This is a genomic window from Phocicoccus schoeneichii, from assembly GCF_014635565.1.
Taxonomy (GTDB): Bacteria; Bacillota; Bacilli; order Staphylococcales; family Salinicoccaceae; genus Phocicoccus; species Phocicoccus schoeneichii.
On record NZ_BMDB01000001.1, the window covers coordinates 507,062 to 524,824 of the forward strand.

Consider the following 17,763-nt stretch of genomic DNA (forward strand, 5'->3'; position numbering starts at 1 on the left):
TTAACTCAAGCACACGCTACTTCATTTCTTTTTTTATTTTATCGATAAACATGAGTGCATCAAGTGGTGATAATTCATTGATGTTTAAGTTCTTGATTTGCTCTAATATTTCAGTATTTGTGTCATCGAATTTGCTCGTATCATTATCCATTAAATCGAGTTCTAATTGTCTCACATTAGACGTTTCATTCACTTCTAGTGTACTCAATATATTTCTCGCTTCAACGATGACCTCAAGCGGTAATCCGGCAAGTTCGGCGACATGAATACCGTAACTCTTTTCTACTGCACCATATTCTACTTTGTGTAAGAAGATTAGTTCTCCATTGTGCTCTGTCGCTTTTACATGTACGTTAACAAGTCTATGGAGTCTCTTATCAAGCTCAGTCAATTCATGATAGTGCGTTGAAAATAGTGTCTTTGCACCGATTTTATTATGAATGTATAAAAGCATTGCTTCAGCTAAAGCCATACCGTCATATGTTGACGTTCCGCGACCTATCTCATCGAAGATTAAAAGAGAGTCTTTCGTTGCGTGTTTTAATGCTTCGTTTGCTTCCATCATCTCAATCATAAATGTCGATTTACCACTCGATAGATCGTCGCTAGCACCGATACGTGTGAAAATCGCGTCAAAGATTGGAACTGTTGCTTTACTCGCAGGAACAAACATCCCCATCTGTGCCATGATCGCAATGAGTGCTATTTGACGCATGTACGTACTCTTACCACTCATGTTGGGTCCTGTGATTAAATAGATACCCGTATCCTGGTCAAGTTTCACATCGTTTGGTACATAATTCGTTTCTCCACTCATCTTTTCAACGATCGGGTGTCTTGAGTCTTTCAGTTCTAAAATAGAATCACTAAACTCTGGTTTTACAAGTCTATACATGTTTGCTACGGTCGCAAAGCTGATAAAGACATCGAGCATCGCAAGTTGTTCAGCAATGATTTGAAGTCTCGTGATATGCTCACTAAGCATATCTTTTAATTCTAGGAACATACGATATTCTAGTAAGATACTCTCATCTTCTGATTTCAAGATTTTATCTTCCATAGATTTTAACTCATCGGTAATATAGCGTTCAGCATTCGTTAATGTCTGACGTCTTGTATAGCCATATGCATCTGAGTCAAATGAAGTCGCTTGCCCTTTTGATATTTCAATAAAGTATCCAAATACTTTGTTGAAACCAATCTTCATGTTTTTAATGCCTGTGCGTTCACGTTCTTTTTCAAGATAATTTTCAAGCCAAACTCTTGAATTATCACGGATTTCTCTTAACTCATCGAGCGCTTCACTCACACCTGACTTAAAGATTTCACCTTCACGAATGGTTTTTGGGGCTTCATCTTTTAAAACTTTTAGAGTGTTGTAAATATCACTCATATTATCGAAGTTTCTGAAAATGTGGTTGTCCGTAAGTTTCGTTTCTATTAGTAAAGTTTCTATTTCAGGAAGATGTTCGAGCGAATCTCTCAGTTGAATAAGTCCTTTCACATCAATGTTACCGAAGCTCATTCTACCGACAAGCCTTTCAATATCGTAAACGTTGTTAAGAAGATTTTTCATGTCTTCTCTAGGCAAGAAATTATCCAGAAGAATTTCGACGATATTTTGACGGTTGATAATATCTTCTTTATTCACTAATGGTTGTTCGATTAAACGACGCAGTCTTCTTTTGCCCATTGGCGTTTCTGTGTGGTTAAGATACCAATAAAGCGATCCTTTTTGTTTTTTCGTCTGTAAGTTTTCGAGTAACTCTAAGTTAGATAATGCTGCATAGTTCAACTTTAAATATGCGTGTACATTATATTTTTCTACCGGTTTTAAGTGCTCTAGTGGTTTCATATTTTGCGTTTCAATGTAAGAAAGAAGTAAATCGACTGCGTTTCTATTTAAAACATCTGAATTTAACTCAATATCATGTGTTTCAAATGTATCTTTAACTGTAATCATCGGCGGTTCATAAAACATATCTCGGACACTTTTTAGAGCGTGACTATTCACTACGATTTCTCGAGGCGTGATACGTCTGATTTCACTTGTAACTACTTCTAAATCAGTTGTGTCGAATTGGTAAATTTCTCCAGTTGATATATCACTATAAGACACTTCGTATGTTTGATTATTAAAATAGACAGATAAAATAAAGTTACTCTCTCCAGAGTCAATTCCAAAGTCATCGATCAGAGTCCCAGGAGTAATGATACGCACTACCTCTCGCTTCACCATACCTTTTACTTCTTTAGGATCTTCCATCTGCTCACAGATTGCTACTTTGTATCCGTGATTGATAAGTTTTTCGATATACCCCTTTGCAGAATGATGAGGCACGCCTGCCATAGGTATATTATTCTTTTTATCTCTAGTAGTAAGCGTAATTTCTAATACTTTTGCAGCAGTCACTGCGTCGTCATAGAAGAGTTCATAAAAATCGCCAAGTCTAAACAAAAGAAGCGCGTCTTTATGGTCTTCTTTGATACTAAAATATTGTTTCATCATCGGGGTTACGTTCGTCATTTCTTACACATCCATTATAAAAATTTAAAAAAGAGGCGAATATAATCGCCTCTATGAGTTCTTATTTAACGTCCTTGCTCGGTCTATTTGCCATTGCTGCACCAGTTTCACCTTCAAGATGATCTCCACCAGTACGTTCAATGATTTCGTGTGTAACAGTGCTGCTGATTGCATGTGACACCATCTGTAAGATACTGTTCACGTCATCTTGTGCATCCATGAACTGATTTACAATTGGCATGTTGTCTAGTTCTTCTTCAAGTACAGAAATCTTCTTCTCAGCAAGTTGGTGTGCTTTGTCTTTACCATAGCTTTGGAAGTTTACAGATTGTTGTTGTAGAGAACGTAATGACGCCATTTTTTCTCTTACATCTTTATTTTCGTGGATTTTTGCTTCAGCTTTTTCAAAGAATTTAACTTCGTCAGTTTCAGCAATCATTTTACCGAGTTCTTTTGCTGCATTTACTATTTCATCTTTTGTATACATTTAATTCTCACCTTTAATTAGTCGTTGTCTTCATTATAAAGTGTTTAACTCGATTACTCAACATTAGCCATTCACCATTTTATAATAGATTCCTTTTTGACTTAGTAATTCTTCGTGAGAACCCATTTCTTTGATAATTCCTTTTTCAAGTACGATTAATCGATCTACTGCACGCACAGTATTTAACCTGTGTGCAATAATAATTGATGTACGTCCCTTCATTAACTCTTCTAATGCTTCTTGAATCTCAATTTCAGTGATTGTATCAATAGAAGATGTGGCTTCATCTAAGTATAACAGACTAGGATTTCTGACAAATGCACGTGCAATTGAGACAAGTTGTCTCTGTCCGACAGATAGACTTGTATGTTCTTCGTCAATAATTGTGTCATAACCGTCAGAAAGTTTCATGATGAAGCTATGCGCATTTGCACGTTTAGCCGCTTCAACAATTTCTTCGTCTGTTGCATCAAGATTACCGTACTTAATGTTCTCTTTAATTGATGTCTTAAATAGAAACGGATCTTGAAGTACGAATGCTGAATTGTCTTTTAATACATCACGTTTATAATCCATAATCGGTATGCCATCTATTTCAATTACACCCTGATCGACATCATAGAATCTATTTAAGAGCTGTACAATCGTTGTTTTACCAGCACCAGTCGCCCCAATTAAAGCAATGGACTCCCCATTCTTAATGTCAAAAGATACATTTTTAATTGTTGGCTCATGTTGGTCTTTATTATAAGAAAATGTGACATCCTTAAATTCAATTGAACCTTTAATTTTTGCATTTTCTATATAACCACTATCTTCTTCAACTTCAGTGTCAATAATTTGGAACACACGCTCAGCTCCGGCAATTGCTGATAACACTTGGTTAAATTGGTTAGCAAGATCTGCAAGTGGTCGTGTAAATTGTCTCGCGTATTCTGCGAACACTACAATTGTACCGACTGTCACGACGTTATCCATTGTAAGTGCGAGTAACCCACCGACACCTGCAACAATTGTAAAGCTCAAGTTATTTAAAACGTTCATTAATTTAGGAATCATACCTGAATAAAGGTTTGCCCAGAATGTAACATCTCTTAAATTTTTTGTCTTTACTTCAAATTCTTCAATAACGCGTTCTTCTTGCGAGAATACTTTTACTATTTCTTGACCAGAAATGACTTCTTCAATATATGCGTTCAATTCTCCAGTCGTTCTTTGGCGAATTTTATATAACGGACCTGTACGGTTTGTTATAAATCTAATTCCTACAACAAGTAACGGAATAATTGTCACCGTTAAGATTGTTAATAATGGAGATAAATACAGCATTACAGAAATCGTACCGATCAGTGTGATAATACTTGTCGTGAATTGTATGAATGATGAGTTCAATGTTTGAGAGAGTGTCTCAATATCGTTTGTCATACGACTCATTAATTCACCATGTTGTCTTCTATTATAGAAATCAATTGGTAAGTACTGCATGTGGTTAAATAACTCGTATCTCATATTAAATATCGTACGTTGTGATGCCCCAACCATTAAGAATGATTGTGTCAATGTTGTCAGTGAGTGCAAGATATATATGAATAGCAGAAATAATAGGATTTTTCCTACCCCACTAAAGTTTCCTGGAACAAAATATTTATCGATAATTTGTCCAACAATATAAGGTCCTAGTATTCCAAGTAAACTCGTCACTACGACAATACATACGATGAAGATAATGACATTTCTTTCTCCACGCATGAACTGCCACAGTCGTTTCAGTGTACCGGTAAAGTCATTCGCACGACGTTTATTCTTCTTGTTTCCGATATCTTCTTTTTTTAGTATACGCTTTTGACCAAATGGTTCTCTTAAGAAGTTAATCATCAAATGACCCTCCCTCCGATTGTGACTGCACAATTTTATTGTAGAGTTCTGACTTTCTTACAAGTTCTTCATGAGTACCAATCGCACTGATTTCTCCTTCATCTAAGAGAAGTATACGGTCCGCAGCTTTTGCTGTAGAAATCTTTTGTGTGATGACAATTCTAGTCACTTCTACGTCTTCGATTGCTTCCCATAGACTCGTCTCCGTTGAGACGTCAAGTGCAGAAGTACTGTCATCTAAAATAAGTACAGCTGGACGTTTCACTAATGCACGTGCAATTGAGAGTCTTTGTTTTTGTCCTCCAGATAATTGCACACCGCGTTGACCAACTTGCGTTTTGTACTGATCATCAAATTCTAAAATTGAATCGTGAATTTGTGCTTTCATTGTACTATCGTAGATACTGTCTTCATGCGCCTCTCTATCACCCCAGAGCATGTTCTCATAAATAGAACCTGTGAAGAGAATCGCGGATTGTGGTACATATCCTACTTTTTCTCGAAGTTCTACAATGTTCCATTCCTTGATGTCTTTATCATCAACTAAAATTTGTCCCTCAGTTGCATCATACATGCGTGGGATTAAGTTTACGAGCGTACTCTTACCTGCTCCTGTTGCACCCATGATGACAAAGTTTTCATTCTTTTCAACTTTAAATGATATGTGTTTTAAGGCCATGAGTGTATCATTTGGATATTTAAATGACACATCTTTAAACTCTACAGAACTACCTGTAATTGTCTTTTCAAAATCCTCATATTCATATTTAGTAATTGGTGCTTCAAGAACTTCTTCAATACGGTCTGCAGAAGCTTTTGCTCTTGTTGCTGCGATGATCAGCCAGCTGAACATTGAGAATCCGCCTTGCATTCTAAGCGCATAGTTGATAACCGCAACAAGCTCACCGACTTGAATACTTGATGATTCTAGTAAATCTCTTGCAATATATAATACAATTAATAAACTACCGTTCATGATGAGTAGTAACACAGGTAGAATTGATTCCATAAGTCGTAAACCAAAGATCATATCATCACGAAGATCCCCTGCTGTCTTACTAAATCTACTCGACTCATATTCCATACGGTTATTCACTTTTATGAGTGTCATCGCAGATAAGTTTTCTTGGAAGAATCTGTTAATACCATCGAGTCTTCTCTGAATACGTGAGAAGATTCTCGCACCGTAATGCGCTGTTATAAGTAAGAAAACAAATAAAATTGGTGTCAGTATTGTTAGATAAAACCCAAGTTTTACATTTACAACGAATGACATCGCAAGAGAACCGATAACCATTAGTGGTGCTCTGAGCAGGATTCTCATACCCATGAACACCAGGTTCTCTGACATTAATACGTCTTGTGTAAGTCTCGTGATTAATGTAGAACTATTAAATTTCGCAAGCGTACCAAGGCTAAATCCTTGGATTCTTCTAAATATCGCATTTCTTAAGTCGTTACCGAATGCGTTCGTTGCGTAACTCGAAAAGTATGTATTAAATATACCAGCAATAAACGAAACGGCACTTCCTCCAAGCATTAAGAATAGATATAAGTAAGCTTTTTCTAAGCTATTTTGTTGAATCCCTTCATCAATTACACCTCTGATGAAGAGAGGTTGAATTAACTCTACTCCGAGTTCAACGAGCATTAAGATTAACCCGAGTATGATAATCCACTTATATTTCAAAGCATAACGAAAGACAGTTTTCATGGAACCCCTCTTTTTATTTCGGAAATCGAATTGTTTATTCTAGTATGACATAAAATGAAGTGAGATGACATCAATCATTTGACTGATGTTTGATTTTTCTAAAAATACATATAAAAAAAAGCGACATCCGAAGATGTCGTGAATATAATTATTTAAATGCTGCCATAATATCGTCAAATTGATCTTGTTCAAGTTTCAGTTCACGTTCAACAAGTGTTTCATCTAAATAACCATCAATGTATTCTGAGTATGATTTTCTCTCAGTGTCTCTATAAAGAATACCTGTTAACATACCTTCATGTTCATTAATGTGACGAGTTACAGCATTCGAATCTGTTTCGTCATAGTCTTCAATTGTATCAATAGGTACGATATGTTCTTTGAACCAATCGTATGTGTTTACTTTATTGTAAGTGACACATGGACTAAATACGGCCACGAAGCTGAATCCTTTATGGTTCATTGCTTCTTCAATGATTTTTGTAAGTCCTTTGATATCACTTGAAACACTTTGAGCAACAAATGTTGCACCAGATGCCATCGCTGTTTTTATCGGTACAATAGGTGCTTCAATCGATCCATCAGGTGTTGATTTAGTTACAAACCCTGTACTTGAAGATGGTGACGTTTGTCCTTTAGTTAAACCGTAAATTTGGTTATCCATAACGATGTATGTGATATCGATATTACGTTTTAATGCATGAACCGTGTGGCCCATACCAATTGCAAAACCGTCTCCGTCTCCACCTGATGCTACAACTGTTAAATCATCGTTAGCCATTTTAACACCTTGAGCAAGTGGTAAACTTCTACCATGTGTTGCGTGGAAACCGTATGATTTAATATAACCACTCACACGCCCACTACATCCGATACCAGAAATTAATGCAAGTTCTTCTGGTTCGATTCCATTATTCGCTGCTGCACGTTGAATCGCTGCTTGTATACTGAAGTGTCCACAACCGGGGCACCAGTTTGGCTTCACGTGATTTCTAAAATCTTTAAATGTTGCCATTTATTTCATCCTTTTTATAATATATCGTTGATATAATCTTCAATTTCTACAGGCTTGAATGGCGTTCCATCATATTTAACGAATGTGTCCATTTTGTCATGTCCACCATAGTTCATCTTGATGATGTTAAATAATTGACCTGTATAGTTCTGTTCGATTACTGAGATTTTTTTCGCACCGTCTAAATAAGGTCTTAATGCCTCGATTGGGACTGGGAATAATTGACGCATGTGAATTACAGTAATGTTGTTATCAATACGTTCTACCGCTTCATCTACTGCTCCATTTACACTTAGGAAGCTGATGATGAGTAGCTCACTTTCTTTTTCACCATTAACTTTAAATGGCTTATCTAATGAGAAGTCTTTTACTTTCAACATTCTCTTATCCATTTGTGCTTTTCGGTTTACTGAACCTTCATTTGGTGTACCGATCGAGTTGTGTTCTACACCAGTTACGTGGTGAATTCCACCTTTAACACCTGGAATTGGACGACTAGAAATACCGTCTTCAGTAATTTCATAGCGCTCATAGTAATCCCCATTTTCGTCAGCAATCTGATCCGTAATCATCTTACCTCTGTCGATAGTGACTTTACTTAAGTCATACACAGGTGTTGTTTGCTTACCAAGTGACATCTGTAGGTCAGAAAGAACAATCACTGGAAGTTGGTATTTATCAGCTAAGTTAAATGCTTTTGTTGTAAGATAAAATGCATCTTCCACATCAGTTGGTGAAAGAATGATTTTTGGAATATCTCCATGCGTTCCATAAATCATCTGCATGAGATCTGATTGCTCTTGCTTGGTTGGTAGTCCTGTTGACGGACCTCCACGCATTGCATCTACAATTACAAGAGGTGTTTCAGTCATGCCAGATAAACCGATAGATTCCATCATTAGAGATAGACCAGGACCTGAAGATGATGTGAAACTTCTTGCACCAGCATAGTTTGAACCGATTGCCATAGTGACAGCTGCGATTTCATCTTCAGTTTGAATGACTGTTCCCTTAACACTTGGTAAGTGCTGAATCATGTATTCCATGATGTCACTTGCGGGTGTGATTGGGTATGCTGCCATAAATCTAACACCTGCGTTTAATGCTCCGAAAGCTATCGCATCGTTACCAATGAGGTAAAGTTGATCGCGTTTTTCAACTTTCTCTAGTTCAAAATCACCTTCGATGAATTCTGATTTATTTTGAATGTATTCATATCCAGCAAGCAATGCTTGAATGTTGCTATCAACAATCTCTTGTCCTTTTCTAATGAACATTTTGTAAATCATATCTTCAAAATCTTGACTATGTAGGTGCATGAGTCTTGCACTCGCACCTACAGCAACCATGTTCTTCATTAATTTACTGCCGTGTTCCTGAGCAATTTCTGTGAATGGCACTTGTATTAATGCTGCTTCAATTCCTTCAGGTTTCGTTGGTTTAAATTTAGCATCAGCTAAAATAACCCCGTCAGAAACAAGTTCATGTGCATTGACGTCGATTGTTTCTTGGTCAAATGCAACGAGTATATTTATGTGATCGGAAATAGATCTTACTTCTTTTGATGAGATACGAATGTTGTTATTTGTATGTCCACCTTTAATTCTAGATGAGAAATGACGATAACTATACAAGTGATACCCCATTCGATTTAATGTAGTGGAAAAAATTTCACCAGTCGAGTCGATACCTTCACCTTGCTGACCGCCGACTTTCCACGATAATTGACTAATCATTATTTCTAGCCTCCTAGTAATGTAACTATATCAAAAATATTGGGTTTCTTTAAGAATCTTAGTGTGCTTTTAACAAAATCAGTCTATCGGACGACTATTCCTCAATTCTTATTTTCTCAATCGTTTTCTTATTCGTATCAATGACTACTGCCGATAAAATACCAGGTCCATTTTCAGGTACTTCGTGGCGTTTGGGTAGTTGATCTATGAAACGGTCGATTACTGCTTTTCGGTCAATCCCAAGAACTCCTTCACTATATCCAGTCATTCCAACATCTGTGATATATGCAGTTCCTTTTTCTAATATCTTTTCATCATTTGTTTGAACGTGCGTATGTGTACCAACAACTGCATTGACGCGACCATCTAAATAATACCCCATCGCTATTTTCTCGCTTGTTGTCTCTGCGTGGAAATCTACAAAAGCTTCGTCGTATGTGTTCGCTTCTAAAATGGAATCAATTTTTGTAAATGGATTGTCTATGGCTTCCATAAAACTACGTCCTTGAATATTTACAATTAGGAGTTTAATACTATTTATATTTACGATTTTGTACCCATCACCTGTAACACTATCTGGGTAGTTTGCAGGTCTGATAATGTTTTTTGTTTCTAGAAGTTCATGCACTTCATCTTTATGGAACGCATGATTTCCTAGAGTGATAAAGTCTACACCAGCTACTGTGAGTTCTTTATAAATGGACTTTGTGATTCCTTTACCATGTGCACTGTTCTCACCATTGGCAATTGTAAAATTAATATGATGTGTTTTTTTCAATTCTGATAGATGATCTTTAACCATACGTCGTCCGATTTTACCGACGATATCACCGATAAATAATATTCTCATAATAACCCTCACTATTTTCTAAATAAAAAAGATTGGAAACAGAGTTCCAATCTTTATTTGGCATATTCTACTGCCCTCATCTCGCGGACAACTGTCACTTTAATGTGCCCTGGATATTGCAGTTCATCTTCAATTTGTGCTTTAATGTCACGTGCAAGTCGATGTGCTTTTACATCATCGATCTCTTCTGGACTCACCATGATGCGGATTTCTCTACCTGCTTGAATCGCAAATGATTTTTCCACACCTTTATAACCGAGCGCGATTTGCTCAAGGTTTTCCAGTCGTTTGACATAGTTCTCAAGAGTCTCTCTACGAGCTCCTGGTCGTGCTGCACTCAGCGCATCTGCTGCTGCTACAATGATTGAAATTATATTATTCGGTTCTACATCACCGTGATGCGACTCGATTGCATTTATTACAACATCAGATTCTTTATAGCGTTTTGCTAAGTTTGCACCGATTTCTACGTGAGATCCTTCAATCTCATGGTCAATCGATTTACCGATGTCATGTAGTAATCCTGCTCTACGAGCAAGGGATACATCTAGTCCGAGTTCTGCTGCAAGCATACCTGATAAGAATCCAACTTCGACTGAGTGTTTTAAAACGTTTTGTCCATAGCTCAATCTGAACTTCATCTTACCTAAATGTTTGATAAGTTCAGGATGTAAGTTGTGAATATCTACTTCAAATGCTGCTTGCTCACCTGCATCTCGAATCTCTGTTTCGATGTTACGGCGTGCTTTGTCTACCATTTCTTCAATTCTACCTGGATGAATACGTCCATCTTTAACGAGCTCTTCTAAGGCATTTTTTGCAATCGTACGTCTGATCGGGTCAAATCCAGAAAGAATTACTGCTTCAGGTGTATCGTCGATAATTAAATCGACACCTGTCAGCGTTTCAATCGTTCTGATGTTACGACCTTCACGTCCAATGATTCTACCTTTCATTTCGTCATTTGGTAGGTTTACTACTGACACCGTAGATTCACTTGTGTATTCAGCTGCATAACGCTGAGTCACAGTTGCAAGAAGCTCTCTTGCGTCTTTCTCTACAGTTTGTTCCATTTCGGCTTTCTTTTCTTTGACCATTACGGCCATATCATGTGACAGTTCTTTTTCGAGTTCTGCAAAAATTTCTTCTTTTGCTTCGTCTCTTGTTAGTCCGGAGATGCGAGTTAGTTCTGAATTTTGTTGACTGATAATTTCGTTAATCTCTTTTTCTCTGGCATCTACCATTTGCTGTTTTTCTTCAATTTTTGCCTCTTTTGAATCAAGCATCTCGTCTTTCTTATCTAAGAGTTCGCTCTTAGTATCAAGAGTCGTTTCACGATTTAAAAGTCTAGATTCAAATGATTTTAGATTATCACGTGACTCACTCGTTTCACGATCAAATGCTTCTCTTAATTTTTGATTCTTTTCTTTTGCTTCAAGCAACTTTTCTTTCTTCAAGTTCGTTGCTTCTTTTTCAGCTTCCGCAATAATATGACTCGCTGACTTTCTTGCTTCTTCTTGTCTTTTAGTCAATATATTATTTACGATAAAATATCCGATAACAACACCTAGGATAATACCAAATAAGATTAAGAAAATGTCTTGTAAGTCCACAAAAAACACCTCCCTAAAGCTTATTTTTCAGTGTGTTGATTATAATGTATTTTAAATTTTTGAATTTATCATACATATTTATAGTATAGTTTATTTTAAAATAAATCAAGCACTAGGAGAGCCCAGTGCTTGATTAAAGATTAGTTATCTAATAGTGTATCTTCGTCTTCAAATTCTTCAGTTGAAACTTCGTTTTGCTCACCATTAAATCCAAGTGCTTCTCTTAGTCGACTTTCGATCTCATCTAAGATCGCCTTGTTCTCTGAAAGATACTCTTTAACATTTTCTTTACCTTGTCCGAGTCTTTCACCGTTGTATGAATACCAAGCACCGCTCTTATCAACAATGTCGTATTCTACACCTAGATCAATGACTTCTCCTGTACGAGAAATGCCTTGACCATACATGATATCTACTTCTGCGACTCTAAATGGTGGTGCCACTTTATTTTTAACGACTTTAATTTTTGTTCTGTTACCAACGATATCTTGACCGAGTTTAAGCTGTTCTGCACGACGTACTTCTAAGCGTACTGAGCTATAGAATTTTAACGCACGTCCACCAGGAGTTACCTCTGGATTACCGAACATTACGCCGACTTTTTCACGAATTTGGTTAATGAAAATTGCTGTTGTATTACTTTTAGAAATTGCACCTGAAAGTTTACGTAGTGCTTGTGACATTAGTCGTGCTTGTAAACCAACGTGCGTATCTCCCATTTCTCCTTCAATTTCTGCTTTAGGAGTAAGAGCTGCTACTGAGTCTACAACAACGATATCCACTGCACCACTTCTAACAAATGCTTCTGCAATTTCTAATCCTTGCTCACCTGTATCTGGTTGAGAAAGGTAGAGGTTTTCAATATCTACGCCTAAGTTTTTAGCATAGACTGGATCAAGTGCGTGCTCTGCATCGATGAAAGCAGCGATACCGCCTTGGCGTTGGACTTCTGCAATCGCATGAAGTGCAACAGTTGTTTTACCGGATGATTCTGGTCCATAAATTTCAATAATTCGTCCTTGTGGATATCCACCTACACCAAGTGCACTGTCAAGTGTAATAGAACCTGAAGATGTTGTGTTTACTTTACGACCTGGGTCGTCACCAAGTTTCATTACTGATCCTTTACCGAATGCTTTTTCCATATTTTTTATAACAGTGTCTAATGCTTTTTGTCTTTCGCTCATAATAAACCTCCGAAATTTCCGATATATAAGTTCTATCAAATTATAACACAGCAAAATAAAAAAAGCGAATATACGTTCGCTTTTTTAGTGACAGTTCTTTAATTATATTTTAGCATTAATCATGAACTGCATATGAATTTTACAGTTGTCTATTTTCTGTACTATTTTTGATTCATAAAAACGTTTCTGCCTTTATAAAAATACTCAATCATTGAGAGTATTGTAAATAACACAGCAATATACATGAAAATCATACCAAGTGAAAACTCAATATACTCTACGAATATATCACCAAATAGTAAAAATACGAGTGCAAGCATTTGGAAAACTGTTTTCACTTTCCCAAGTTGGCCAGCGGCACTTACAAACCCTTGTTCGACTTGTAAGAGTCTTAAACCAGTCACAGCAAATTCACGTGCAATGATGACGATAGCAATCCAACTTGAAATTGTATGCCATTCAACTAGAATGATCAGCCCACTTGCAACGAGTAGTTTATCCGCTAATGGGTCTAAAAATTTCCCCATATTTGTAATTAAATTTAATTTTCGTGCAAGATATCCATCGAGTGCATCAGTTAAACTTGCGACAACAAAGATAATTCCCGCAATTAATTGCTCTACACGAATCTCTAATCCACCTAAAAAGCTTGTATTACCAAATCCAAAGTCTACAATTGCAAAAACGATGAAGACAGGAATCAGTAAGATACGTACAACGGTAATCTGATTTGGAAGATTCATAATTATTTCCTTTCTATATTGAACTGATAGAATACAGTTTTCTTATCGCTTCTATCTTCAGGATTTAACTGAATATTATTGATTGTGATATTCATGCTTGTTGCATCTTCAACAGCAAATAATAATTCAGTCGCATCATCATTGATATCATATTGACCTTCACTAATCGTATCATAGACATATCCAGTATTTAGATTGTCTGTTAGATTGATTAAGGTATTTTTAGAATGGAACGAAAAACTAATTGGTTCACTCGTTTCAATGTTATAAACGAGCGTGTTACCATCTAAACCAACAAATTCTATATTAGTCTCACTTTGGACTTCTTCTTTTTGGTTCTTTACGATTGCACCTTCACTTGAAACTGCGTCATAAATTGGCTTTTTAGTAAAAAGATTGCCGTCTGCTCCAATCTGTAAAAGAATAAACCAAACAACAAACAGAGATAGTATGATGGCTCCTAGAGTGATGAGAGACTTTCTTAAATACTGGAAAGCATCATTTTGACTCTTATGCCTTGTTTCAATCACTTCTTTTTTTGTTGGTAATTCATCTTTATAGCGCTCAATTAACTCGTGTCCATTCAAGTTAAGCGCTCTTGTGTATTCTAGTATTAATAATTTTGCATGTTTTGGGTTAGGAAGATTTAAGAACTCCCCTGTTTCTATAATTTGTATAATTGTTCTTTTTAATTTAGAACGTTCAGACATTTCTTTTAAAGTAACACCAGACTGTTCACGCCTTTTTCTAAGCAATGGACCAAGTTTCAATTGTTTCACCACATTTCCTTAATTCCATTTAAGTATACCAACCACCGTTTAAATTGAATACCTCTCCAGTAATAGACTTTGAAGATTCAGTACAAATAAATTCTACAAGAGATGCTACTTCACTCGCATCAATAAATCTATTTTGTGGAAGTTCATTTAATAAAATTTGTTGATCCACGTCACTTAATTCGTTTGTCATAGACCCTCGAACAACGCCAGGTGCGACCGCATTAACTGTAACATTGGTTAATGCGAGTTCCTTGGCGAGCGATTTTACAAGTGTGTTTTGAGCACCTTTCATAGATGAATAAATGCTTTCACAACTCGCTCCTACTTGACCCCATATTGAAGTAACAACAATTATTCTTCCATTTTTGCTTTTCTTTAAAAGTGGAAGTGCTGCTTGGATAAAGACTACTAAGTTTTTAATTGAGAGTGTGTACTGAGTATCGATATCATTCATCGTCACATCTTGGATCATATCGAACTGTGCGAATCCTGGAGTATAAATGAGTGCATCAAGATGCGTTAATCCGGCAAATATTTCTTCCATATCACCATTATTCACTTCTTTAGTAAGATCTAAGAAGTGATGGTTACTCTTTAGTAGTGGTCTTCTTTTTTTAGATACCGTAATAATGTAACTCTCACTAAATTGTTCATGAATCGCATTACCTATGTCTCCTGTTGCACCGACAATTAAAATATTACTCATACGGTACAATGAGTGATTCTGACATATATTTAGGGTCTAAGACTTCCTTAAACGTCACTTTCACATCTTCCAGAGTAATACCATCTACGATTGATGGCACTTGATATAAGTTGTTTCCGTCAAGTAGATATTTTGTATATTGGTTTGCGATATACTCTGGTGAGTCAAGGGATGATAAATAATCTCCGAGTAACTCTCTCTTTTGTGATAACAGCATTTCATCTGTGAAATAATCCGTCGTATTCACTTCTTCGATAATTTCTAATATGCGTTTCACAACGTCTTTAGCGTTACTTCCTCGTGACGTAAAGAGTGTGTGTCCATATGTGTGCTCTGCTGAAAATCCAAAGTTAAATGATTCGTCTATTAACGACTCATTCATCAGCTCATAATAATATTTAGACTGTGCACCAAATACCATATCTAGCGCAAACATCATGATAATATCACGTTTGGCTTCGTTGTATTTATCTTCTTCACCAGACTCTAAATATTTAAATCCAAGCATGAGTCTAGTATCTGACACGTTCATTGGAGTCGTTGCAACACTTTCTAAAACGTCTTTAGGTTCTACTTCAAAGTGGTGCGTAATTTCTTTTAAGACCTCGATATTACGGTTGTCTTGATGCGTACGGATAAACTCAAACAACTCTTCAGTATCGAAATCTCCGACGATCACCATGACCATGTTGTTTGGTGCATAAAATGTCTCATGGCACATATAGAGTGTATCTTTTGTAATTTCACTGATTGACTCTAGTGTGCCTGCGATATCAATTCTGATTGGATGCTTCTGATAAAGAGATTCTAACAATTGGTTATACACTCTAAACCCTGGATTGTCTTGATACATCTTGATTTCTTCATTGATAATACCGATTTCTTTTTTTACCGATTCATCTGTGAAATACGGTGTTTCCACCATATCCATAAGTAATTTTAAGTTCTCATAAAAATTTTCAGTACAAGAAAATAGATATGTTGTTCTGTCATATGATGTAAATGCATTCGCGTTTGCACCGTTCTGAGAGAATTTGTTGAATACATCTCCGTCTTCTTTCTCGAACATCTTATGCTCTAAGAAATGAGCGATACCGTCAGGTATTTGGTGACGTATGCCGTCTACAGTAAAGTCATTGTCCATTGAACCAAATTTAGTTGTGTAGGTGACAAACTTCTTGTTGAATCCACCCTTCTTGATATAAACAACTTCTAAACCGTTATTCATTTTTTCATGATAGACTGTCTCGTCTATATCTTTATAGTGTGTGACTTCCATTTGACTCACCTCCAGTCAATGTATATACAGTATCTAAATGCGTGTGTTTGGCTACATTCATTACAGATTCTTTTGTAACAAGCGATAGTTGCTCATCTACATAATCAAAATCAATACCTGCTAAGAAGTGACCATATAATGTCGCAATAACACCTTTAGGTTTGTCCATCGCATCTAAGCGTGCTGAAAGGAATTGATTTTTAGATTCTTGCAAGAATTCTTCTGTGAAATCACCATTTCTAAATTTCTCTAATTCTTTCATGACATGAATCTCTGTTTCTTTCACTCTGTTAAAATCTACACCTGCAATTGCGAAGAGCACACCGTTTTTAATATCTAGTTCTGAATGAATTTGGTACGCTAACGATAACTTTTCACGCAAGTTCATGAATAAGAATGATGCAGCACCGCCACCAAACATTCTGTTAAAGATTCGCGCACTCATCATGTCTGCTTGTTTTTTATCGATTCTAAAACCTAAGATTGTTTTTGCTTGTTCAATTTTTTCGACATCTGTTTGATAATTGATAACATTCGACACTTGTCCATTAAATCCATTGAACGGCAGTTTCACATAATTATCACGTGAATAAATTTTTTCTAAAGATTTAATGTTGTTGTCTGTTGTTTGACCGACAACGAGAACGACCATTTCGTCTTCTTCCATCATCTTTTTGTGCTCTTTCATGATGTCTTCTAATGTGATTGAATCAATCTCATCGATTTTACCGAAAGACATGTGACGATTTGGTTCATCTTTAAACATGATATTTAGCATGTTGATATACGCACGCTGCATAGAACTGTCCAGGAGAAGAGAGAGCTTATTTTTATGAAGTCTCTTCTCTTGGTCTAAGAATGATTGCCATTCGTCTGTATATTCAAATGGTGTTGTTAAGATATCATTTAAGAATTCACATAAATCATTAAAGATGTTTAAATCTTCATGAATAAAACGTTCGTTGGCAAATTCTAATGTGAAATTCACGATATGCGAATCTCCACGTTTTGTCGTTCCTTCAGTCAGATGCGCACCATAATATTTAGCTAAGAACTGAACAAGCTCTGTTTCAGTTCTTAAATTTTTCGTGCGTTTAATCATCATTCTTGAAAGAATATTTCTAATCGTTGTTGTTTTTTCATCTAACGTATTTCTGAATGAGATACGTATCGTAAATGTTTTGAACTTATCTGTTCTAATATCTATTATCGGAATATTATTTACAGTAGTTTCATTAATTTTCACATATAA

At 36.2% G+C, this 17,763-nt stretch carries 14 protein-coding genes; all 14 read right to left on the reverse strand.

The features are described 5' to 3' along the window. Nucleotides 1-16: 16 nt before the first annotated feature. Entirely contained in the window at nucleotides 17-2,527 is a 2,511-nt protein-coding gene (gene mutS, locus IEU51_RS02715) for a DNA mismatch repair protein MutS (protein ID WP_186087203.1), read from the reverse strand. A 61-nt stretch (nucleotides 2,528-2,588) separates the two neighbouring features. Beyond that, a complete protein-coding gene (locus IEU51_RS02720) occupies nucleotides 2,589-3,014 on the reverse strand; it encodes a RicAFT regulatory complex protein RicA family protein (protein WP_186087200.1) in 426 nt (141 codons plus the stop codon). Nucleotides 3,015-3,077: 63 nt separating this feature from the next. After that, on the reverse strand, nucleotides 3,078-4,889 hold the full coding sequence (locus tag IEU51_RS02725; protein WP_186087197.1) for an ABC transporter ATP-binding protein: 1,812 nt from the start codon (nucleotides 4,887-4,889) through the stop codon (nucleotides 3,078-3,080). Beyond that, a complete protein-coding gene (locus IEU51_RS02730; protein WP_186087194.1) occupies nucleotides 4,882-6,603 on the reverse strand; it encodes an ABC transporter ATP-binding protein in 1,722 nt (573 codons plus the stop codon). Before IEU51_RS02730 ends, IEU51_RS02725 begins: the two co-directional genes overlap by 8 nt. 148 nt (nucleotides 6,604-6,751) lie before the next feature. Then, the gene (locus IEU51_RS02735; RefSeq protein WP_186087191.1) at nucleotides 6,752-7,618 is read right to left on the reverse strand and encodes a 2-oxoacid:ferredoxin oxidoreductase subunit beta; all 867 of its coding nucleotides are present in this window, start codon (nucleotides 7,616-7,618) and stop codon (nucleotides 6,752-6,754) included. Between the two features lie 14 nt (nucleotides 7,619-7,632). After that, complete coding sequence (locus tag IEU51_RS02740) at nucleotides 7,633-9,354, reverse strand: 2-oxoacid:acceptor oxidoreductase subunit alpha (RefSeq protein WP_186087188.1); 1,722 nt, start codon at nucleotides 9,352-9,354, stop codon at nucleotides 7,633-7,635. Between the two features lie 94 nt (nucleotides 9,355-9,448). Further along, on the reverse strand, nucleotides 9,449-10,204 hold the full coding sequence (locus tag IEU51_RS02745; RefSeq protein ID WP_186087185.1) for a TIGR00282 family metallophosphoesterase: 756 nt from the start codon (nucleotides 10,202-10,204) through the stop codon (nucleotides 9,449-9,451). Between the two features lie 53 nt (nucleotides 10,205-10,257). Further along, nucleotides 10,258-11,817, reverse strand: a complete 1,560-nt coding sequence (gene rny, locus IEU51_RS02750) for a ribonuclease Y (RefSeq protein ID WP_186087182.1) — start codon at nucleotides 11,815-11,817, stop codon at nucleotides 10,258-10,260. 140 nt (nucleotides 11,818-11,957) lie between these two features. Further along, a complete protein-coding gene (gene recA / locus IEU51_RS02755; protein ID WP_186088372.1) occupies nucleotides 11,958-13,007 on the reverse strand; it encodes a recombinase RecA in 1,050 nt (349 codons plus the stop codon). A gap of 158 nt (nucleotides 13,008-13,165) precedes the next feature. After that, nucleotides 13,166-13,747: a CDP-diacylglycerol--glycerol-3-phosphate 3-phosphatidyltransferase gene (gene pgsA / locus IEU51_RS02760; RefSeq protein WP_186087179.1), complete on the reverse strand. Its 582-nt coding sequence runs from the start codon at nucleotides 13,745-13,747 to the stop codon at nucleotides 13,166-13,168. Nucleotides 13,748-13,749: 2 nt separating this feature from the next. Next, on the reverse strand, nucleotides 13,750-14,529 hold the full coding sequence (locus tag IEU51_RS02765; protein ID WP_188349267.1) for a helix-turn-helix domain-containing protein: 780 nt from the start codon (nucleotides 14,527-14,529) through the stop codon (nucleotides 13,750-13,752). A gap of 16 nt (nucleotides 14,530-14,545) precedes the next feature. Further along, a complete protein-coding gene (locus IEU51_RS02770; protein WP_186087173.1) occupies nucleotides 14,546-15,232 on the reverse strand; it encodes an SDR family oxidoreductase in 687 nt (228 codons plus the stop codon). Next, nucleotides 15,225-16,511 (reverse strand): EF-P 5-aminopentanol modification-associated protein YfmH, encoded by a 1,287-nt coding sequence (yfmH, locus tag IEU51_RS02775; RefSeq protein ID WP_186087171.1) that lies wholly within the window; start codon nucleotides 16,509-16,511, stop codon nucleotides 15,225-15,227. The genes IEU51_RS02770 and yfmH overlap by 8 nt, the downstream gene beginning before the upstream one ends. Beyond that, complete coding sequence (gene yfmF, locus IEU51_RS02780; RefSeq protein ID WP_186087168.1) at nucleotides 16,492-17,757, reverse strand: EF-P 5-aminopentanol modification-associated protein YfmF; 1,266 nt, start codon at nucleotides 17,755-17,757, stop codon at nucleotides 16,492-16,494. The genes yfmH and yfmF overlap by 20 nt, the downstream gene beginning before the upstream one ends. Between the last annotated feature and the right edge of the window lie 6 nt (nucleotides 17,758-17,763).